The following is a 21,288-nucleotide window of genomic DNA, read 5'->3' as shown; positions in this document are numbered from 1 at the left end:
CCATGAATTCAGAAGAAAAGACAGAGATGAGAGAGGATAGTGCCCTTCTGAGACTCAAATTCAGAGAACCATCCCCCGAGACAAAAAGAGCCGTTTGCCACGCCGCCCTTTACGGGGAAACACAGGATCCTGAAAAGAAAATCAGAAAGATCACAGGGCACAGATACGTTAGAATCCTTAGCAGCGGAAATGCCGCGATCCTCCTCACAGTATCCCGGCTTGATGGCCCTATCCTTGTGCCTGACCAGGGCGGATGGCGGGGCTTTAAGAGGATACCTGAGATCCTTGGCAGGGAGGTTTTCACGGTCAAGACAGAGAGGGGGCTCATTGACCCGGATGTCCTGGAATCACGCCTTGAAGATACTGGTGCCAGGGCACTTTTTGTCACGAGCTTCGCGGGTTATACAGCGGAGCAGCCCATTGCCGAACTCTCAGATATCTGCAGATCCCACGACGCAATCCTGGTTGAGGACGCATCCGGGAGCGTCTCCGACCCCCTTGGGAGGCTCTGCAATGGTAAAAACAGCCACATTATAATCGCATCCACTGGCTCCCCAAAAACCGTTAATGCGGGTGGCGGCGGGTTCATCTCAACCTCCATTCCAGAGTTCGCACAGCAGGACATGCTACTGTCTGCCCTCAAGGCGGACCCATATGTAAGGGCTGCCATTGCCGCCGAACTGGACGCCGCCGAGAGGAACCTCACAGAGACCCTCAGGGCGTGCAGTTACCTCAAAGGAAAACTTGAGGGGGTATTCCACCCTGAAAAGAGGGGTATCAATGTTATAATCCCCTCAAGTACCCCCAGAGAGGATGTTAAAATCCTGAAGAAACTTATAACCGCAGATGGTAGGAGTATCTTCACAGTATGCCCCTCACCCGACAGGATACTTGAGAGTGCGGTTGCAGTGGAGGTTAAGAACCTGGATGTGGGATGCCTCACCCATGAGAACCTTGAGAGGATGGCTGAGATCATCTCCTCAGTTATATAAATGGGGAGTATCCTCCTCTATAAAACCTGGAGCATCGTCGTCCTCTCCATAAGCGCGTTCTCAACTCCAACCGTTTTTACCTCCTCTCCAAGGTCATAGAGGCTCCTGAGGTAATCCTCATCAGGTTCAAGGACACTGTCATCCCTCTGGAACCTTGAATCAAGGAATTCCTGGGCATCACTGCCACAGTCCACAAGGACCGCGCAGATCTCCATTTCACCCTCCCCGAGACCCAAAAGTTCAAGGGCCCTGCTTATCTGCCTGGTACCTGCAATACGGAGGCATATCTCAATTCCAGGGTCACTGGAGATATTCTGACCCCTCTCAAAGGCCCTGATGGCGTGGAGTGCACCATGGATGGCATGGTCACTCCCTGCAACGGCCCGTGCATCAATAAGCTGGACTGTGCATGGAAACCCCTTTATCTCATTCAGGAGTTCATCTAGGTCTTCAACAGTTCCACGGTATCCCCTGATATCTATATTCACCTAACCACCCTGCTGATCCTCAAATCCCTCACTTGCAAGCAGCCTGTTAACACCGCTGAGGAAGGCCTCCACACTGGCCATGATGATGTCAGGCTGGGTGCTCCTGGCGCTTATTATCCTGTCACCGTGCCTCAGTTTTATAACAACATCGATGAGGGCATCTGTACCCCCTGTTATTGCATCCACATGGTATTCCTCAAGGGTGATGTCTGCAAAGTCCTCAAGGCTTTTCTTTATGGCAACTATGGCAGCGTCAACTGGGCCAACACCTATACCTGCCTCAAGAACCTCATTACCGTCCACTTTAAGTTTGACTGATGCTGTGGGCGTCACCCTGTTACCTGAGACTATGGTGACCTCCTCGAGGTCCACGACCTTGTCCTCCATGACCCCGAGAACATCCTCTGCTATGGCCTGGAGGTCCACGTCGGTGACGCATTTACCCATATCACCCAGGGCCTTGACCCTACGGAATATCTCCATCAGTTTATCCTCATCGACCTTCATTCCAAGCTCATCAAGCCTCTGTCTGAGGGTATGGGTCCCTATGTGTTTGCCCATGACGAACCTTCTCCTGTGGCCAACCATCTCGGGGGTGATGGGTTCATAGGTTTCCGCCTTCTTGAGGACGCCATCTGCATGTATCCCCGATTCATGGGCGAAGGCGTTTTCACCGACTATCGCCTTGTTTGGCTGCAGGTATACCCCGGTCATCCTGGCAACCATCCTGGAGGTCTCATAGAGCATCTCGATGTTGATGTTTGTATCAACATTATAGAGTGATTTGAGTGCAACCACCACCTCCTCAAGGGCTGCGTTACCTGCACGTTCACCTATGCCATTGATGGTTGCGTGGACCTCAGATGCTCCCGCCCTTAAACCGGCCAGGGAGTTTGCAACTGCCAGTCCAAAGTCATTGTGGCAGTGGACGCTCAGGGAAGCCCCGAGTTTTGAGAGTTCACCGTAGAATTCATAGGAGCGTTCAGGCGTGAGCATTCCAACGGTGTCACAGGCGCATATCCTCTCTGCACCTGCAGCTATACCTTCACTGAATACCCTCCTGAGGAATTCCATGTCGCTGCGTGTGGAGTCCTCTGCTGAGAGTTCAACCAGGAGTCCATGGTCAACAGCGTACTCTGTGCAATCCACCGCCTGTTCAAGGACCTCCTCCCTCGTTTTTCTGAGCTTGTGTTCAAGGTGCAGGTCAGAGGTAGGTACAACCAGGTGCACACTGTCAACATCACATGAGAGTGCGGCATCTATGTCATCCCTGACAGCCCTTGCAAAACTGCAGATCTCAGCATTCAGACCCTCTGATGTGATTTTCCTGATACCTTCCCTTTCACCCTCTGATGTGATTGCTGAGCCAGCCTCGATGATGTCAGCGCCCAGATCATCGATTTTGAGCGCTATTCTGAGTTTCTCCTCTGGGGTAAGGGAAACCCCTGGTGTCTGTTCTCCATCCCTCAGTGTGGTGTCAAGTACTCTAACCTGCAAGTTAATCCCTCTTTCAGGTGATCAGAAAATAGTTATTTTAGATTTTTAGTCCCGACACTTATATATGGTTAAGTGTTCATTTATGTAAACTGCACCGGTGTAACGAAGTTATTCAATAACTCTCTCATGAAGGGAGACCCCATGATACCTTTAAACAGTTTCAATCACCCTTATAACTCTTGTGAGGCTCCTGTGCATCCTCATGAAGTATTTTTCTCTTACTCTGAACCTATCATCGATGAGTACCTCAAGGTCAAGGTAGTGGGGTGCTGCCATGCATATCACCCCGTCCTCTGTAAGATTTGAGTATGCTGAGTCCAGGAACTCCCTGTAGAGTTTTTCGCTTTTCTCGCCTGCGGTTGATGCTGATATACCATATGGTGGATCTGTAACTATTGCATTCACCCTTTCCTCAAGCCTCAGATCCCTAGCATCTGACCTTATAACCTCAAAATCTGTTATACCATAGTGCTGGAGGTTGTTCCGTGTGCCCTCCACCATCCTCCAGTCTATATCCGCACCGATCACCCTCACACCCATGAGTCCTGCCTCTATGAGTATACCTCCCGTACCGCAGAATGGGTCGAGGAGCCTGTCGCCAGCCCTCACGCCTGCAAGGTTCACCATACACCTTGCAAGTTTTGGACTCATTGACCCCGGATAAAAGAATGGCCTTTTGTGGGGCTTGGCCTCATTGAAGTGATCCTTACTTATCTTTGCAAGGTGCAGTGTGAAGATGAACCTGTCGTCAATGAGTACAGGTCTTACAAGGGTCCAGGGATTCTCAAGATCAACCTCTGCCCCTATTTTGCTCTTTATGATGGCTCCAAGGATTCTCTCAAGTTTTATGGAATTAAAGTCTCCTCTTAGCTTCTTTATCCTGACTGCAAAGCTGCCCTTAACATATTTCTTCCAGTCTATTTTCTCTGCAGTCTCTTCAAACTCAGCAGTGGTAGAATATCCAACGACCCTACAGATTTCATGGGCGTATGCCAGCCTCCTCTTAAGGATTTTCCAGGTTGATGGGGGGGTATCCAGAATCACATATCCCCTTCCATCCTCAATTACACTGAATTCTATACCCTCTGACCTCAGAACAGATTTGAGTTCAGCAGAGGGGAGTTCAGGGTGTTCCTGTGAGAGTATAACCATTATTTCCATATGCTCCCCACCTTCCTTGAGAGGATAGAGGGTATTATCCTGAATAGCAGTCCCCTCTTAAGGAATTCCCGTATGAGTGGTGTCTGTCTATCCATGTCTCCGTACCTTGATATTATCTCCTCTGCACCGTAATCCCTCATCTTGAGGAAGATGTGGTCAAGGTCATCATCAGACAGTATCCTGAAGGTCCTCTGCACCCTCATCTGGTTCTTCATCTCACCCATATAGAGATTTCTGCAGGCTTCCTGGTAGTTCTCAAGTAGACAAATATTATCCTCTAGGGCCATCTGGATGGTCTCCGCTGCCACATGGGCCGCCCTGGACGCCAGAACTATGCCCCCTCCGGTTGTGGGTTTTATCTGTCCTGCAGCATCACCTATTCTGATGCATCTTCCCCTTACAAGTTCCACTCCAGCGTCAGGTCGCGGAATGAAGCCGTGGTAACTTTCCATTAACCTGAAATCTGTGCTGAGGTCCGAAATGAATCCCTTAACAAAGTCCTTGAGATTTTTCTGGGGTCCAAATGCACCTACGCGGGCTGTTCTCTCATCAAGAGGTATTCTCCATAGGAAGCCTGGTGAAAGGCGTGAGTCAACCTTGAGGTCAACAAAGTCCGTGTCCATTTCCTGGTCCCTGAACCTCACCAGGAACTGCCTTGCCGGGTACTTGTCGAAGATAGCGGTCTGCCCCCTTGCATCCACCAGCACAGTGGCCTTAAGAGTTCCCTCATTCACCTCCACCTCACCGGTGTCCTCATTGAAGTCCCTAACGGCTGTTCCAGTTCTTAACTCAGCCCCCGCTTCACCTGCAAGGTCTGCGAGGTACCTGTCATAGGCTGTCCTGTCAATTACATAGGCTTCGGGCCTTTTCTTGGAAACCCTGAGTTTTATGCCTGATGGTGAATGCAGAACTGCACCCCTCACACTGTTCAGTATAAGGTTTTCTGGGAGCACATTTGCCTCGGTTATTCTATGGGATATGAGTCCCGCACACTGCAGGGGGACACCTATTACTTTCTTCCTGTCGAAGATTCCCACAGTGAATCCTCTGCTGGCAGTGAGTCTTGCAAGCGTTGAACCTGCCGGTCCGGCTCCCATGATGATGACATCGTAGTCAGTCATCCCTGCCCTCCTTTCTGAACCTCTTAAATTTCCGTGAATGTCTCTCCATTATTGACTCTTTGCTGCCCCCCTCTTCCACAGGGGATTTCCTGAGATTGCTTTCATCAAATTCATCTGTATCCTCCCAGAACTTTGGGTCTGCAAATCCCCTCCCTTCATGCCTTTCTGATGAGAGTTCCCTGAGTATCTCCTCTGCCTCATTCACTGTCCTTTCCCCTGTGAACCTGTTAATGTGGTACTCGATCTTGGCCGGGGATGGGGCATCCTCCAGGATTATGTGTGTGTCTTCGTGGCCACCATGGATCTCTATATCGGCAGAGTTCAGGAGCCTCTCAATGATACCCTGTGAGAAGGATACGTCCACTATCTTGCTGTGGTTTATGTAGAACCTCCTCTTCCTTAAAACTCCACTCTCAACTATAACCCTGCGGTCGGTGATTATGTAGCGCCTGCTCCTCCATGAGATCATATCCCAGAGCACACTGAGCACCAGTATGATAAAAGCAGTCGTTAAAATCCAGACAACCTTCTCTGCAACCGTGAAACCGTACCTTACTATGAGGACATTATCAAGGTCCCCTGCAAATTTAACCGCTGCTGGAAAGATGTATATGATGAGTGCAAGAAACAGGATTTTTATGATGGATGACTTTGAATTTAGGATGAAGCGTGGCCCTGTCTCATATAGAACCCTTTCACCCGGATATAACCTCTCCCTGCCAAACATGTTATCACAGTGAACTTACATAGTGATTAAAAGGAGTTAACTTCAATGTACATTAATTGTTCGCATGTGTTTTTATATCTAATGGTTGATTCAGAACAGAACTTCAAGGATTAATCATGCATCAGGGGCGCTGATTAGATGACAGCAGAGAATATAAACATCGGAGAAACCCATATAAAGCTCAGGACCGACATCAGGGATCATGGACTTGCGGGGTTCATCTTAGGGGAGAGAATGAAACTCATAGAGCATATAAGGAGAAATCATGAGTTTTTAACATCCCTTGAACCCATCCATGTGAAGGAGGGGCCCCTAATAGTGAAGATGATGTCCCGTGCCTCAAGGAAGGCAGAGGTGGGACCCATGGCGGCTGTGGCAGGAACGATATCCCAGCTATCCCTCATGCACCTCATGGGCCTCGGCTCCAGGTGCAGTATAGTGGACAATGGTGGTGACATTGCCCTCGTGAACAACCGTAAGGTTACCGTGGGGCTTTATGCCGGCTCATCACCACTTTCGGGGACAGTGGGTTTCATCCTGAAGCCAGGGGCCCCCAGGGGTATATGTACCTCCTCGGGTACAGTGGGGCATTCCATAAGCTTTGGGAGGGCCGACTCTGTGACGGTATTCGCATCTGAGGCCAGTACCGCAGATGCACTTGCAACATCAATAGCCAACAGTGCGGATGGCCCCGATGATAGATCCTCTGTTGAGAGCGCGCTTGAGAGGGCTGATGACTTTCGTGAGCACTTCAGGGGGGTCATGGTTGTTGTGGGTGAGCATGCGGGCATGGTGGGAAAGATACCAAAACTCGTAATGACTGATAGAAAAGCCGTGCTCTCAGACCTCTGGGAAGAAGTCTAACTTTATCCTAAAATTAAAAAACATACCTTTAGACCCTGTAAATAAACCATATAAAGTCCAATCTATCCTAAAAACTAAAAAACGTACTTTCTGAGCCCAGAAATAAATCTAAGTGATAATCAGGTAATTAGAAAAAAAATAATGGTTTACAGCCTCAGATCGCCCATCATTCATCACCTATTCAGAGCTCATAGGGTTCATCACAGGCTGCTGTGCATTTAACCGAACATTACGCCGGTTTCCTGCTTGTATTCCTCTTCCTTCTCAACACCCATTATCTTATCAACGGCATCCATGAAGTCATTCATCGTGACCTCATCACGTTCCTCTCTGATGGCGAACATACCTGCCTCTGTACATATCGCCTTGAGGTCCGCGCCGGATGCTCCGTCTGTGATCCTTGCAAGGAGTTCAATGTCAACCTCCTCTGCAAGGGCCATTCCAGATGTGTGTATCTTGAGGATCTCCCTCCTGCCATCCTCATTTGGAAGTGGAACCTCAATGAACCTGTCAAATCTTCCAGGTCTGAGGAGTGCAGGATCCAGGATGTCTGGCCTGTTGGTTGCAGCGACTATACCAACGTTACCCCTGGATTCAAAACCATCAAGCTCTGCAAGGAGCTGCATTAGTGTCCTCTGAACCTCCCTGTCACCGCTTGTTGAACTCTTGAGTCTCTTGGCTGCCACAGCGTCAATTTCATCTATGAATATTATGCTGGGGGCCTTCTCCTTGGCCAGTTCAAAGACTCCCCTCACCAGCCTTGCACCCTCACCTATGTACTTTCTGACGAATTCTGATGCAACTATCTTTATGAAGGTGGCGTTGGTTTCATGTGCAACTGCCTTTGCAAGGAGTGTCTTACCTGTACCTGGTGGTCCGTAGAGTAGTACACCCTTTGGTGGTTCTATACCTATCTTCTCAAATAGTTCAGGTTTTTTAAGTGGTAACTCCACTGTCTCCTTGACCTCACGTACCTGTTCCTCGAGGCCACCTATCTGTTCATAGGAGACGTCAGGTTTTTCTTCAACTTCCATACCCGTTACCACGGGGTCCTTCTCTGATGGAAGCACATCGACTATGCTGAATGTCTGCTGATTGAGTGCAACCCTGGCACCTGGCTCCAGCTGCTTCTTATCAATGAATCTTGAATAGTTTATTACAAAATGAGGGCCTGTACTGCTCTTAACTGCGACCCTGTGATCATCAAGAACCTCTGTGATTGTGGCTATGACCAGTGGTGGAGTTCTGAATCTTTCAATCTCACCACGGAGAGATTTGACCTCCCTGTCAAGCCTTGTCTTTTCATTTTCAATTAAAAGTTTATCCTTCTCAAGTTTTCTGATCTTCCACATCAGATTTCTTTTTGTCTTGGAATTCTCCTCTTTAAGCATTCTAATTTCTTTTTTGAGGTCCTCAATCTTTTTTAATACATTCTGGGAGTTATTTTCCATGATTTTAGAACACTCCTATTTAAATTTTGTTGTATACTATCTTGTTTCTAGTAATATTTAAATATTGGGGTGGGATAAATCTAGTATAAAATAAAAAGGGATCTTCATGAGATGCGAGATTTGCGGCAAAAAGATTGTTGGAAAACCTGTGAAGACCAAAATCGACAGTTCAGTGATGGATGTATGCAGGGAGTGCTCTAAGTTCGGTAAAATCATCAGAGAACCCCCCAAAGCCAGACCCACTAAAGCGGGTGTCAGGAGAGCCCCCAAAAGGTCAAGGAGACCAATGGAAACCATATATGAGGTTGTTGAGGATTACGGTGAGATCATAAGGGCTGAGAGAGAATCCAGGGGATGGTCAAGGGAGGATCTCGCAGAGAGGATCAATGAGAAGGTTTCGGTCATAAACAGGATTGAATCTGAAAGAATGGAACCCGACATCAAACTTGCAAGGAAACTCGAGAAGCTCCTTAAAATAAAGATCCTGGAGAAATTCGAGGCCGGGGAAGAGGAAAAGATTGAAGGTGGAGGGTTCCGTGGAGCCACCATAGGTGATATAGCAAGAATAAAAAGGGGTTAAACCCTCGCCCCCCATGTAAATACTCACCTCTTTTTATATGAATAATAGCCCTTGAAAACCTTCAGAGTGCTAAACATTTCCCTGAGGTCCTCGTATTCATCATATTCACTGCTTACAACAATTATGTGGGCGGGGGGGTGTATCCTCCTCACAGCCATTATGGTTTCTGTATCACCCTCCTCAACTTCAACTGCAGCTGCAACCGTGGACCTGGTCTGGAGGTTATCCCCAAGAATGGATGCTACCATTTTGTCTGCGATTTCATGTTTCATTATCCGGGGCCTCCCCCTTACCCTAAGACCCGCATGTCTTTCAAGGTCCGCAAGGGCATTCAGGATTTTATCCCTGCTATCGGCTCTTAAGATTATCAGAGACATTTTAATCCCTTCTGAATGAACTTATCAGGCTGCTCCTAAAGAGTACCAGCAGTACCATTACAAATCCCAGGGCAGTCTGTATATTGCCCAGGAGATCAAGGAGATTTGAGCTCACAGGCAAATCCATGGGGGGTGCTGTTCTGTCGTCTGGTAGCGGTGTGTAGTAGACACCAACCGCCCTTGAACTTGGTTTAACATTTATATCCTTGGGTTCAACGTAATTTACACCCACAAGGAAACCGTTCTTTATTGCCCTGTTTATGGATCTTGCTATGGCCTCTGCACTGTAACCATTCTTTCTGACCGATGCCCTCACAATCTCCTGGGTGGTCTGCACAACACCTGCCTCCTCTGTTCCATAAACAGAAACTGAAACAGAGCCGTTTGTCACTGTAATGGCGTCCTTAAGGGCCTCGTATGCGTAGATAACTTTGAGTTTACTTCCATCAATCGGGCAGACCTGATAGCTTTCGGCTGCAGGGTAACCTATGCTCCATCCACACTCATCGCATACCTTGACATAGGGCTCATCCATTGGATAACCTGTCTCATTGAGGTTCTCAGGGGTGAACATGTCCCCCGTGGATACCCCTGAGGCGAGGTTCACTGCACCACCACCGTATTTTTCACCGGCGTCCTTTGCAACCTCCTCGAAGACCTTTCCAACTATGTAGGTGGCTGAGTAACCATCCCTTATCATCTTACCTATGTTAACCGCTGTCTCCTGACGAACCCTTGTTGCGGTACCATACTTGGGGTTACCATGGGTGTTCCTGAGGTGTATTATTGCACCTTTCTTCCCTGGTGGAAGAACAGCAAGACCTCCTGAGTATGGTGTCACCGTTATTGTACCGTCATCCTCCACGATAACCACATAGGCATCGAAGGAGCCGCCAACCGCCGCACCTATACCCGGGCCTCCACACATGACCCTGATTCCCGGGTAATTGTTGGCTGCTGATGCTGCCTCTGCGGCTGTGGCCCCATTCTCAAGGCGGTTTATAACATCCATTATCGCCATGAGCCTCGGTATGGACTCACCTTCACCCCCAGAGAGGACAGCGAATCTTTTCTCCTTGGACATGAGAAACGTGGACTGGAACATGTTCTGTGCGAAGGACATACTCCCTGCTGCTGCCCCGTTGGGGTCCACACCTGTTGGGTCCGTGATTACGATGACGTTCATAGTGGCGGATACCGGACCTATGAGGAGGTTGAATATGAATATCAGGGCGATTAACTTTGAGATTTTATGCACAGGTTACCCTCCTGTTCTGTTGGTGATCTTAACGGTCGAAAAGTCCTCTATGACATTAACCGTCACTATACCAGTTCTGGTGTCCACCTTCACGTCTGCAGCCGCTATTGGTGTGACACGTGTACCTGGAATTGTTGTCCTCTTAACAAATTTCTCTGCGTTTTCTATTGCCTCACTCAGGGGAACCTTCCTCCTGGATGTTACGAGTATATCCCCCTTTATGTAGCTCCCTGGTCTGAATCCGGCAGCATACACGTTGGCCTTTATTGATGAGATTGGAACTATGTCGTTACCCTTCACTATGACACCCGCTATTGGAACCCCCCCCGTATCCTCCATTGAGGAGGCATAGGCAAGGTAGGTCATCACGCGCCCCGATAGGATGAGTATGAATGCGAGGAGGAGTATCACTAGCGTGTCCCTTCTGATCTTTATGAGCATTACACTTCACCTTAAACTGCAGTTTATTACAGTTACTGAATATTAATTCTCGGCTCAAGGTTTATAAAGATTGGGCAGCAGGAAATTGTGCTGGATTGGTATACTGATAAAAATATCCTGAACCCTAAACAGTTAATTCAGGATTTTTCGAGTTAAATCCTCTATAACCTCCGATGCAGGATCCATTCCCTGGGCACCCAGCAGAAGAACAGTATCATTGGGCTTCGCACTTTCCAGAACTTTTCTGAGTGCGTCCCTCAGATTTTCGATATGGGTATACCCTATCCCATTCTCATCAAGAACACCTAGAAAGACCCTCCTCTCGTTTTCAAGGACCCTGTTCTGCTCATCAACAAGGTCGCTACTTGATGTTATCACCAGTTCAACATCAAGACCCTTAACTGAGTCTGCCAGGGCCTCTGCATTCATGATGTTGATGTCCTCCCCCCTGGATCCCCTTATGGCATTCACAACCCACAGTCTCCCCTTGAGGCCAGAGGCTGCGCTTTTAACTGTTGCCCTTATACCGTCTGGGTTGTGGGCGAAATCGTCAATGACCCTGGGATTATCCATGAGAAGAGTGAATCTCCTCTTAAGTGGCCTGTAAGTTTTAACACCAATCCTCACATCCTCATATGAGAAGCCCAGTTCCAGTGCTGCTGTGACCGCTGCAAGGGTGTTCTGTATGAAGTGTTCACCGGTGAATGGGAGTTCATCTGTCTGAATTACAAGATCATCTCCACAGTAGATACCATCCCCACTGTACCTTACAGTTCCCTGGGATCCATAGAAGACCGTCCTGAGGAGGGGGTTAACATCTGCCATTGCCCTGACCCTCTCATCATCAGAGTTCAGTACAGCAACCCCTGAATTAACTGCCCTGAGGGCTCCTGAAACCTCCCTGAAGACGTCATCCACAGATTCAACGAGTCCTATGTGGTCCATTGCAACGTTGGTTATGACAACCATTTCTGGCTGGATGGCTGAGGTCATGATGTGGGCGTGGTCCACCATAACCCTTCCAAGCCAGCCCTGAACCTCTGAAACCTCGATGACCATGAATTCCAGCTGCTCCTTACTGGCAGCCTCTGCTATCTGCTGTGCAACGACGGGGTCGATGAGTGTGTTGAACTCTGACCTTGAATCTGTATTTGTGTAGGATGACCTGCCGGCTGTGGTTATGATGTGGTTGATCATGTGGGTGGTGGTTGATTTCCCGTTGGTTCCGGTTACAGCTATCCTCCGGGAGGACGAGGCAAACCGGTTTATGGTCCATGAAAGTGCAAGGGCATTTGCGATTTCAATCCGATCAACAAGGACAATTGGGACATCCCGCTTTGAGGTATCGGACCTCAAATCCTGGGTTATTATGGCTGCAACACCCCTTTCTGAGGCAATCTGAATACCCCTATCGTCGATCCAGTGCCTTATAACAATGTCACCTTCCTCTGCAGCCCCCAGGGTTGTGAATTTACCCCTGAACTCCCCTCCACTTCCCATGAGTTTTCCTGAAACCCTCTCTGCGATTTCCTCGATGTCCATCTTATCCACCATCCTCTGAAGTTTCTGATGGCAGTGACGGTGATGTTGAGAGCTCCACGATATCCATACCATCCACCATCAGAATTTGAACCCGCTTAGGTAGAGTCCAAAGCCGCAGACAGCCGCGGTTATCAGCCAGTAGAGCAGCACGATCCTCCTCTCGGACATTCCACGGTAGTGGAGTGTGTGGTGTAGTGGCTCCACGGGTAGTCTGATGACCCCTGCACGGTGAAGGAGGCTGATTATAACTGAGACAACGGGAACAGCTATGGCGAGAACACCGAAGTACACTGTATCTGTGAGCATCACAGCCGTTGCATATCCTGCTCCAAGGGCAAATGAACCTGTGTCCCCCATGAATATGCTGGCCGGGTGCCTGTTGAATACAAGAAAACCTGCGGAGATCCCTGCAAGGACCACGAATGGAAGAGCTGCTGCAGATAATCCCAGGAGCAGTGCACATGATAGGGAGGCTATGAACATTATCCCTGAGGCCATCCCATCCATACCATCGATAAGGTTGACCGCGTTGATGGCGCCCACCATCCCCCCGATAACAATGGGTGCCGCTGCAAGACCCAGATTGAATCCTCCAAGTCTGGTGACCGCGCCACCAATAACAAGGAATACCCCTATCATGAGCTGGGCGAGTATCTTCTCACCCTCGCTCACCTCGCTCTTTATGGGTGCCTCACCCACCACCTCAACAAGTCCCCTCTCAAGGAGTTCCTCCACATCCCTTTTTGCCTTATCTGTGGCTGCCCTTGCCTCCTCCCCTGGTTTCAGCACCAGCTGACCAACCTCAAGGGGACCGTCAGATACGTTTCTGATTATCCTCTGGACCTCCTTAACCTTAAGTCCAATCAGGTCGTCGAGGAGTCCCACAATGGCCGCTGTGAGGATTATGAGTGCTGTGAGGACAAGGTAGGGGTTGTTGCGGTAGATGATGGTTACAAGAAGCACTGCAAGGAGCATGCCAAGGCCCCCCATTGTGGGTGTCCCTGCCTTGTGGCTGTGCTCTGTAACTATTGGTCTGTCCCCGATACCCGCACTTCTTAGAACGTTCCTTATAAAGAGTGTGAAGGCCGCTGACGCGGCGGCACTTATAATGAATGCTGTTAACCCAATCTCCATCATATCACCCTCAGTCTCTTCATGATCAGATCAAGTTTCTCCCTATTCTCAGCTCTTGCTGTGAGTCTCATATGATTCTGAGGCCCGTGCAGCAACCACTTTACCCCCTCAGGCATTAGGGATTCGATATTCCCTGGATTGCCCAGGGGTATCTCCACCGCATTGTAATTCTCCCTTTTAAATTTATTGGGATTCCAGTCCCCCATTGCCATGTCCACAAGGCTGTGCATTGGATTTATTCCTGTGGCGGCCTCGGAGATGTACCTTGTTCCACTGGGCCTTGTGTTGACCTCTATAGCATAGAGGATGCCCTCCTCGGAGAGTATCATGTCAACGTCCGTGTTTCCCTCGGCTCCAAGGAGTTCTGTTATCCTGGAGGCCATTTTAAGGGCTTCATCTCCACTGAACCCCTCAATGACTGCTGGGGCCCTCTTCACCTTCCCCAGTGGGTGGATTCCCTCCGTACTTGTGGGGCCCTTGTCCACAGCCACAAGGGGGAATGTTTGTCCATCCCAGCGGAGGACCTCCACTGAGATCTCAACTCCCTGTATGTATTCCTCCATGATTGCAGATTCATGGGAGCCGAGGTATTCCTCCACATCAGTATATGAAGATGCAACCTTTATGTTTGATCCCCCCTGCCCTTCTCTCTGTTTAAGGACAGTGGGGAACCCCTTTACTTCATGTGAAGTCTCTATAATAGCATAGGCTGGGGTTTTTATACCGTTTTTCATGAAGAATTCCTTGGTTTTGAGTTTATCAGTGGAGATCTCTGCCGCCCCTTCGCCAGAAGCAACAACTGGAATCCCATAACTCTCCTCAAGTTCCGTCTTAAGCCTGGCAACGTCTCTGAGGGGACCGTCGACACCTATGAGGGGTACAACCGCGTCGACATCCTCCCTGAGTGCAATTTCCAGGGGTGCATCCATGCCACGGGGCACTATGAAGCAGGAGTCTGCGAGTTCAAGGTTGGGTGCCTCTGGATTTGACTCTGAGAGTATGGTGGTAACTCCCCTTGATGAGGCGTAGTCTGCAACGTCATTGAATAGTCTTGAGCCAATGAATAGGATCCTCATGTTATCACTTAAAAAATCAAGAACTGGTTTACTGTTTGGGAAGCTATTATAAATAATTTAATACCCTTTAAGTTGGGAGGCTATGATCTAGATCTGATTTAAATTAGAGGGGCTCTTCTCACAGGATGTCTCATCGATTGCCGAGAGGAGTAAATCTTTGAGTTCATATGCGGCCTTCCTGACCCTTGCAGATAGTTCCATGCCAAATTCAAGGTTTTCTGGCTGAACCCCTATCAGGATTATTCTGCAGTCAACCTGACCCTCAAGGTACCTCACCAGGAATGAAAGGGGCATTGCGTGGGTGGAGATGCTGTAATCTGATATCCTTTCTCTATCAATCAGCATGATGGTCCCTGGCTCTTCACCCATCTCCACCGCATCCACTATGATAATGTGGCTGGGCTTCTCTGACCTTATCCTTCCTGTGAAGTTTTCAGGGACTGTGCCTGCATTTATGAGTAGATGGCCCCTTTCAGTAACATTCCCTGATATGATTGATGCAAGGTATGGTCCGAATCCATCGTCGGACCTCAGTTCATTTCCAACTGTAAGTACAAGGAGCCTGGTGCAGCCCTCCAGGAAGTCACTTAAGCTCTGCCTTAACTGAATCAAGACCACCGCCCATTGTGTATGAGACCTTAACCCTGAAATCACCCTCCTCAAGGGTATCACCCAATGGTATGAGGAGCGGGGGGTTCATCATGGGTGTTGGGCCACAGATTATATTCTCTGCAGGGACTGTGAAGGAGGTTATTCTTATGGCATTGAAGGAGTTTGATGCCATAAGTTTCAGGGTTCCTCTGAACTTTTCAGGTATTCTCCCCCTGAAATCAACCCTATCATAGACATGTAGAGGACCTGATGAGGGGGCTGTGATGTTTTCGTCATATGATATGCTCCAACCTTTCATTATAACAGGCTCAACCGCATTTATAACCGCGGAGGGTATGACGCTCCCTCCATTCTTAAGAAATCTGAGGGCCCTCCTCAAAACAGGAACCTGCTCCTCATCTATTAGTGCTGTGTCAAGCATTTCACAGATGATTGTATCTGCCCTCTCAGTGAATTCATATTCCAGGGCATCCTCATTTACAACCGTGACATTCTCAAGGCCAGAGAGATTTTCCCATGCACATGCCGCTATTCTGGGGTCCCTTTCAATTGCAATAACATGATCTGCGTATTCTGATGCAAAGAATGAGAGAATGCCGCTGCCAGCTCCAAGGTCATATGTGAGCCCCTGCGCAGTGGAGGCTATCGCCTCATAAAATGCTGAAAGGCGTTCATGGTCCCGCAGGAGGTGCTGGTGATACGCTGTGACCCTGAATTTCATCTGATCCTTGCCTAGTGTTCATGCTCCACTTTCTGTTCTGTTGATGTGCTCGTGAGCCTTACGTGTTCAACACCCTTGAGCCTCATCATCTTCTCTGTGAGCTCCCGAATCTTTGAAACGTCACCCTTGACAACGATCACCTCAAGGCAGTGCTTCTCTGTCATGTGCACATGCATAACCGCATTGATGTATTCACGGTAGTCGTGCTGGATGTCTGCAAGGTCCTCCATGACACCAGTGTAGTGGTGGTCGTATATAACCGCAATTATACCGATTCGCTCTCCTTCCATCTCATTCATCCACTGGTACCTAACAATGTAGTCCTTGAGGGCATCCCTTATACCCTTGGATCTTGACTGGTAACCCCGGTCCCTTAAAACTTCATCAAACTCATTCAGTAGCTTTTTTGGTAGAGACATGCTTATTCTCATCATAGCTATTACCCCACAAGTAATTTTATATGAATTTATGATAGTATTAATCTAAAGTCGTATTTAAACTTTTTTTGGGATGCAGTATTGTTTGTATGGAACAATCAGTTGTTACATTAATAATTAAGCTGAATATTTAAAGACATCGGCAAGGGAACCCGGTGTGTCGTCAGCTCCATGTGACGCATGGTACCCTGCCTCTGACAGTAATAATGGAACAACAAAACATAAAAAGATGCCCCTTCATAATAAATGTCAGTGGAATTTTTTGAGGGATTATAATGAAAGTTAAAGAAGCAATGAACCCCGAGATAATAACGGTGAGCCCCGAGACACGGCCCCTTGAAGCCTTTGAAAAGATGTACAAACATGGTGTGAGAAGACTCTTTGTGCTTGACGAGGAAGATAACCCCGTTGGCGTTGTATCCTACACAGACCTCATAGGTGTCCTTGGGTCAATAAAACCCGACAGCGAGCACCCTGAGAGGGACCTCAAGGTGAGGGACATCATGGTGGATGAGGTGATAACCATCTCAGCCGACGACAACATAGAGGACGCCGCCAACCTCATGCTGAGGGCCGATATTTCAGGCCTCCTTGTGCTGGATGACAATAAACCTGTGGGGGTAATAACAAAAACAGATATCTGCCGGCTGGTTGCAGCGGAGATACTGGTACCCTCCTGATTCAGAGTTACAGCAGAAGTGGTCTGATCATTCTTACAGAGGGGGTAACCTTTGAAGATTATAACAAGAAAGGAGAACATGGTCTACAGGGAAATACGGTACATGCAGCTTGATCTCAACGCCCCTGTATCCGAGGAGATGCTTAAGAGGAACCTTGACCTCCCTGAACACGAATACCATGACATAGCAGCAAGCCTTGAGAAAAAAGGACTTATATCAAGAGAAAACGGAAGGATATCTGCTGAGAACCCTGATGAAGATGTCCAGGTAATGGAAAATCAGGAGGAAGTCAGGGAAGCGGAGCTGAACCATATAGAGGAGGAAACCCTGAGGACCATTAAGGAACTCGGAGGCGGAGGACCCGTTCCCCGTTACCTCCTTGAGGGCCACCTCCTCTATGGTCCCCTGGGGCTCAGCACAAGGAGCATGTACAACGTACTCCTTTCACTTGAAAATAAAAAACTCATAGAAATGGTGGTGCTGGATGACGGTGAATATTACCGCCCCTCAGCCCCACATGATATGACCAGCAGCTGAACCATCACTTAATCCCCTGCAGGTCTAGAGTTTCAGATCATCCGTTACAGGGAGACCCCTGAGCCAGCCAAGGTCACTCTGGTAGAGCATCCTTATATCATTTATATCGAATCGTATCATTGCAAGCCTCTCGATACCCAGACCAAAGGCAGCCACAGGGGTCTCAACACCCAGCGGTTCGAGGACCTCTGGCCTGAACATACCCGCCCCTCCAAGTTCTATCCAGCTCTTCTTCTCAGGGAGGTAGATCTCACATTCTGTTGAGAGGTAGGTGTAGGGGAAGTAGGCCGGCCTGAACCTTACCTCAAATCCCAGTTTCCTGTAAAACTCCCGCAGTATACCAAGAAGGTTTCTGAAGTTAACCTCCTCACCTGCGACGATACCCTCAACCTGGTGGAATTCAGGCAGGTGCTTGTAGGTTATGGTCTCCCTCCTGAAAACCCTGCCAACAGAGAACATCTTGAGGGGTGGTTCATTCTCCCTAAGGAACCTGGCGGATACACAGGTTGTGTGGGTCCTGAGGACGCTCTGCATTGCAACGTCCCTGTCCCATTCATACTGCCATCCCTCTGATCCGGTGGAGCCCCCTGTTTCATGGGCACTCTGCACTGCCCTCACAAGATCCTCATCCGGGAGTTCGGTTACTGGGGGATTTTTAACATAGAATGTGTCCTGCATCTCCCTTGCAGCGTGGTCCTGGGGCTGGAAGAGGCAGTCAAAGTTCCAGAATGCTGATTCAAGAAGTGGGCCCCTTGACTCTGTAAACCCCAGTTTAAGGAATATGAGTCTTATTTCATCAATTATTCGCCTCAGTGGATGCATCTTACCGGGATAAACCACAGGGTACTCTGCATCAATATTGTAACCCCTGTAGTGAAGCTTCCTCCAGGAACCAGTCTTCAGGTGCTCGTGGGTGAGCTGGGTGGCCTCCTCAGCGATCTCCACACCCCTCTCAATGAGCTTTCTGCCCTCAGGTGTGAGTTCAATCCTGTGCTTCCTTACCTTTTTAATATCAACTATGCCCTTTCTCCCTGCAAGGTCCTTAAGGGCACCCTTCAGGTGTTCAGGAAGTTCCGCGGTCCTTATAGACCCTTTATCAAGGAGCATTTTAAGGAGTTTTTCGTCATCTCCAGCCTCTGGGGGTTTCTCCTGGGTGGCTGAAACCTTCCCATCAGATATCCTTGCCCATCCCTTTCTCACAAGCCAGCCTATGGCGATCCCTGATTCAGCCTTATCAAGGCCGGCCCTTCTGGAGAGTTCGGGTATTTCAAGTTCTCCCTCCCCAGAGATGATATCGATGACCCTCCTCTCTGGAAGGCCCTGGGTTGCATAAACCTTCCCGTCATCTGTGAGTGATACTACTTCCTCTACCTCCTTGATGACCCTCACAAACCCCCTTGATTCAAGTGCGCCCGCTGCACTCATCACGGATTTGATATCCATATTCTGCGACTCCGCTATCTCCTCTGGTTTAAGGGGTTTATCTGAATCCTCAAATGTCTTCAGGACCTTTTTCTCGTAAATGTGAAGCTGATCGATTACCCTATCAGGATCCATATCGATTCCTCCATAAACTGCTCAATCCAGTTTTTTCATCTGTGTTCTGAATAATAATCAAGGAGCCCCACCATTATGGATGAAGCTGTAAGATCCGCTGTTGTGCCAGGGTTTAAACCGCTGCTGTGGAGTTTCCTGTCAAACCTTTCAACACGTTTAAGTCCGGCCTCTGTGAGCACACCTCCCCTGTCAACAATCTCAGCAGCCTCCTCTGAAACCTCCTCGGCTATTTTTTCATCATACTTCCTTGCTATGAGGGTGTCCGGGAACCTTGCAAGTATTGTGAGAAATGTCTGGACAACAGCCCGGTTCATGCCATGTTCCCTGACCGTCGCCTTGAATACAGGGAACCCCACATTGAAGGTTACTGGCATACCCGATGTGAGCTCCCTTGCGATTAGGTCCCAGTCAGAGGACATCTTCAGTGTATCGAAGAGTGTGATTTTCTCATCAAGTATCCTCTGCTCTGATTCGGGGTCATTGACATCGAGGCTTTCATGTTCACCCATACCCCCTGGCTTCGCCGTAGAAATAGCTCTGTAGAGATTAACAGCATCTTCAGGTGTTGTCTGAAGTATTAACCTGTTCACCTGTTCCCTTAACCCCTGCAGATCCCCTTCATCAACCATTCCCGCGGCCGCAGAGAGTGGTGTAAGGAGCATGACTATACCCAGGTTTGTGTTGGTTGAGACCCATTTTCCGGTATCCTCCACAGCCCTCAGTATGAGTTCCCCCAGTCCAATGGCTGAGAGATCAAGGCTATCCCTCAGCTCTAAACCCCTTCTAGCGGCTAGATGCATGGTATCCCCGATAACTATTCCGCTCACCAGGAAGTCCTCATAGACCATGTCATCAAAGTCGCGGGTTCTGTGGACGTTACCAGGTTTCGGATAGCCGCTAACTTCCAGTAAAGATGCTATCTGGGCTATCCTTGAAACATAGAGGGGGTCCACTAGATCACCCCCAGAAGTTCCGGTGCGAAGTGTGAAATTATAAGGTCAGCCCCTGCACGTTTTATTGACAGAATAGATTCATATATCGCCTCTTCAGTAAGGTATCCGCTATCTATGGCCGCCCTTAGCATTGAATACTCTCCACTCACATTGTAGGCTGCAAGGGGGACCCTGAATCTGTCCTTCACCACCCTTATCACATCCAGGTATGCCAGGGCGGGTTTTACCATGAGTATATCTGCACCCTCCTCAAGGTCAAGTTCCGCTTCCATGAGGGCCTCGCTGACATTTGCAGGGTCCATCTGATATGATCTGCGGTCACCGAATGCTGGGGCTGAGGAGACCGCGTCACGAAATGGTGCGTAGAATGCGGATGCATACTTGACGGCATAGGACATTATCAGTGTGTCACTGAATCCTGCATCATCCAGGGCCCTCCTTATAGTCGCGACACGCCCATCCATCATATCTGAGGGGGCAACCACATCTGCACCGGCCTCTGCATGGGAGAGGGCTATCCTTGAAAGGACATCAAGGGTCTCATCATTGACCACCTCCCCCTCCACGACGATGCCGCAGTGGCCGTGGGTTGTGTACTGGCAGAGGCAGACATCTGTCATGACAACTAGTTGAGTCTCCTCCTTCAGCCTCCTCACGGTCCTCTGCACAGCGCCATCCGGGTCATATGCCGATGAGGCGAGCTCGTCCTTGGTAGATGGCATGCCAAATAAAAGGACAGCTGAAAGCCCCTCATCCTCAAGTCTGGATGCCTCAGAGACCGCATCATCCACAGAGTATCTGTACTGTCCAGGCATTGTGTCTATGGCCTCAGGTTCACCCCCCTCAAGTTTTTCACTCACAAAAATGGGGTAGATGAGGTCTGATGAGTGCAACCGTGTTTCTCGGAGAATGTCACGTATCTGTGGACTCTTCCGCAATCTTCGCATCCTTTTTGTGGGAAACTCCATAATATCACTCACAGGTAACTATTAAAGGATTGAACAGGATAGTATTTATTACATTTTCACCTCTAAAAAACATAACGCCCTGATGCTCTACTTCTGAAGGATGTTTCACTGAAA

23 protein-coding genes are annotated in these 21,288 nt (G+C 48.9%); 5 read left to right on the top strand and 18 right to left on the bottom strand.

Features of this window, described 5'->3' with window-relative positions; genetic code table 11:
- The first annotated feature begins 2 nt into the window (after positions 1–2).
- Positions 3–992, top strand: a complete 990-nt coding sequence (locus tag QFX30_RS04560; protein ID WP_300488835.1) for a DegT/DnrJ/EryC1/StrS family aminotransferase — start codon at positions 3–5, stop codon at positions 990–992.
- A gap of 17 nt (positions 993–1,009) precedes the next feature.
- Here the strand turns inward: QFX30_RS04560 and cgi121 are convergent, their stop codons facing one another.
- The 5 genes from cgi121 to QFX30_RS04535 form a co-directional block, all read right to left on the bottom strand.
- On the bottom strand, positions 1,010–1,480 hold the full coding sequence (cgi121, locus tag QFX30_RS04555) for a KEOPS complex subunit Cgi121 (protein ID WP_300488832.1): 471 nt from the start codon (positions 1,478–1,480) through the stop codon (positions 1,010–1,012).
- Complete coding sequence (locus tag QFX30_RS04550) at positions 1,481–2,977, bottom strand: 2-isopropylmalate synthase (protein ID WP_300488829.1); 1,497 nt, start codon at positions 2,975–2,977, stop codon at positions 1,481–1,483.
- Between the two features lie 150 nt (positions 2,978–3,127).
- Positions 3,128–4,138, bottom strand: coding sequence for a TIGR01177 family methyltransferase (locus QFX30_RS04545; RefSeq protein ID WP_300488826.1), 1,011 nt, complete (start codon positions 4,136–4,138; stop codon positions 3,128–3,130).
- Positions 4,129–5,259, bottom strand: coding sequence for a geranylgeranyl reductase family protein (locus QFX30_RS04540; RefSeq protein WP_300488823.1), 1,131 nt, complete (start codon positions 5,257–5,259; stop codon positions 4,129–4,131). The genes QFX30_RS04545 and QFX30_RS04540 overlap by 10 nt, the downstream gene beginning before the upstream one ends.
- Positions 5,252–5,986, bottom strand: coding sequence for a PH domain-containing protein (locus tag QFX30_RS04535; RefSeq protein WP_300488820.1), 735 nt, complete (start codon positions 5,984–5,986; stop codon positions 5,252–5,254). Before QFX30_RS04535 ends, QFX30_RS04540 begins: the two co-directional genes overlap by 8 nt.
- Positions 5,987–6,124: 138 nt before the next feature.
- Here QFX30_RS04535 and QFX30_RS04530 point away from each other — a divergent pair, with 138 nt between their 5' ends.
- Complete coding sequence (locus QFX30_RS04530; RefSeq protein WP_300488817.1) at positions 6,125–6,850, top strand: UPF0280 family protein; 726 nt, start codon at positions 6,125–6,127, stop codon at positions 6,848–6,850.
- Positions 6,851–7,068: 218 nt separating this feature from the next.
- Here the strand turns inward: QFX30_RS04530 and QFX30_RS04525 are convergent, their stop codons facing one another.
- Positions 7,069–8,301 (bottom strand): proteasome-activating nucleotidase, encoded by a 1,233-nt coding sequence (locus tag QFX30_RS04525; protein ID WP_013295940.1) that lies wholly within the window; start codon positions 8,299–8,301, stop codon positions 7,069–7,071.
- 106 nt (positions 8,302–8,407) lie between these two features.
- Here QFX30_RS04525 and QFX30_RS04520 point away from each other — a divergent pair, with 106 nt between their 5' ends.
- A complete protein-coding gene (locus tag QFX30_RS04520; RefSeq protein WP_300488812.1) occupies positions 8,408–8,881 on the top strand; it encodes a multiprotein bridging factor aMBF1 in 474 nt (157 codons plus the stop codon).
- A gap of 23 nt (positions 8,882–8,904) precedes the next feature.
- On the opposite strand, the gene QFX30_RS04515 is transcribed toward QFX30_RS04520, so the two are convergent.
- The 9 genes from QFX30_RS04515 to nikR all read right to left on the bottom strand — a co-directional run bounded on the left by QFX30_RS04515 (position 8,905) and on the right by nikR (position 16,476).
- A complete protein-coding gene (locus QFX30_RS04515; RefSeq protein ID WP_300488809.1) occupies positions 8,905–9,258 on the bottom strand; it encodes a DUF356 domain-containing protein in 354 nt (117 codons plus the stop codon).
- A 1-nt stretch (position 9,259) separates the two neighbouring features.
- Entirely contained in the window at positions 9,260–10,444 is a 1,185-nt protein-coding gene (locus tag QFX30_RS04510) for a hypothetical protein (protein WP_300489126.1), read from the bottom strand.
- Between the two features lie 75 nt (positions 10,445–10,519).
- Positions 10,520–10,957, bottom strand: coding sequence for a hypothetical protein (locus QFX30_RS04505; protein ID WP_300488806.1), 438 nt, complete (start codon positions 10,955–10,957; stop codon positions 10,520–10,522).
- 132 nt (positions 10,958–11,089) lie between these two features.
- On the bottom strand, positions 11,090–12,499 hold the full coding sequence (locus tag QFX30_RS04500; protein WP_300488803.1) for a Mur ligase family protein: 1,410 nt from the start codon (positions 12,497–12,499) through the stop codon (positions 11,090–11,092).
- A 78-nt stretch (positions 12,500–12,577) separates the two neighbouring features.
- Positions 12,578–13,636: a glycosyltransferase family 4 protein gene (locus QFX30_RS04495; RefSeq protein WP_300488800.1), complete on the bottom strand. Its 1,059-nt coding sequence runs from the start codon at positions 13,634–13,636 to the stop codon at positions 12,578–12,580.
- Positions 13,633–14,709: an acetyl-CoA carboxylase biotin carboxylase subunit family protein gene (locus QFX30_RS04490; protein ID WP_300488798.1), complete on the bottom strand. Its 1,077-nt coding sequence runs from the start codon at positions 14,707–14,709 to the stop codon at positions 13,633–13,635. The genes QFX30_RS04495 and QFX30_RS04490 overlap by 4 nt, the downstream gene beginning before the upstream one ends.
- 87 nt (positions 14,710–14,796) lie before the next feature.
- On the bottom strand, positions 14,797–15,327 hold the full coding sequence (gene hycI, locus QFX30_RS04485) for a hydrogenase maturation peptidase HycI (protein ID WP_300488795.1): 531 nt from the start codon (positions 15,325–15,327) through the stop codon (positions 14,797–14,799).
- Positions 15,293–16,042 carry a methyltransferase domain-containing protein gene (locus tag QFX30_RS04480; RefSeq protein ID WP_300488791.1) on the bottom strand — a complete coding sequence of 250 codons (750 nt, stop codon included), beginning with the start codon at positions 16,040–16,042 and terminating at the stop codon, positions 15,293–15,295. Before QFX30_RS04480 ends, hycI begins: the two co-directional genes overlap by 35 nt.
- Before the next feature lie 11 nt (positions 16,043–16,053).
- Entirely contained in the window at positions 16,054–16,476 is a 423-nt protein-coding gene (gene nikR / locus QFX30_RS04475) for a nickel-responsive transcriptional regulator NikR (protein WP_013295950.1), read from the bottom strand.
- A 278-nt stretch (positions 16,477–16,754) separates the two neighbouring features.
- Here nikR and QFX30_RS04470 point away from each other — a divergent pair, with 278 nt between their 5' ends.
- Complete coding sequence (locus QFX30_RS04470; RefSeq protein ID WP_300488789.1) at positions 16,755–17,159, top strand: CBS domain-containing protein; 405 nt, start codon at positions 16,755–16,757, stop codon at positions 17,157–17,159.
- A gap of 51 nt (positions 17,160–17,210) precedes the next feature.
- A complete protein-coding gene (locus tag QFX30_RS04465) occupies positions 17,211–17,696 on the top strand; it encodes a hypothetical protein (RefSeq protein ID WP_300488786.1) in 486 nt (161 codons plus the stop codon).
- Between the two features lie 24 nt (positions 17,697–17,720).
- Here the strand turns inward: QFX30_RS04465 and QFX30_RS04460 are convergent, their stop codons facing one another.
- Genes QFX30_RS04460 through hemB form a run of 3 tightly spaced genes read right to left on the bottom strand, consistent with a single transcriptional unit; the run spans position 17,721 to position 21,174 of the window.
- A complete protein-coding gene (locus QFX30_RS04460; RefSeq protein ID WP_300488783.1) occupies positions 17,721–19,253 on the bottom strand; it encodes a phenylalanine--tRNA ligase subunit alpha in 1,533 nt (510 codons plus the stop codon).
- A 35-nt stretch (positions 19,254–19,288) separates the two neighbouring features.
- Positions 19,289–20,206 carry a triphosphoribosyl-dephospho-CoA synthase gene (locus QFX30_RS04455; RefSeq protein WP_300488780.1) on the bottom strand — a complete coding sequence of 306 codons (918 nt, stop codon included), beginning with the start codon at positions 20,204–20,206 and terminating at the stop codon, positions 19,289–19,291.
- Positions 20,206–21,174 (bottom strand): porphobilinogen synthase, encoded by a 969-nt coding sequence (hemB, locus tag QFX30_RS04450; RefSeq protein WP_300488777.1) that lies wholly within the window; start codon positions 21,172–21,174, stop codon positions 20,206–20,208. Before hemB ends, QFX30_RS04455 begins: the two co-directional genes overlap by 1 nt.
- Between the last annotated feature and the right edge of the window lie 114 nt (positions 21,175–21,288).

The organism is Methanothermobacter sp. (genome assembly GCF_030055435.1).
Classification (GTDB): domain Archaea; phylum Methanobacteriota; class Methanobacteria; order Methanobacteriales; family Methanothermobacteraceae; genus Methanothermobacter.
Note: the sequence above shows the minus strand (reverse complement) of the source record. Positions and strands in the feature narration are given on the sequence as shown.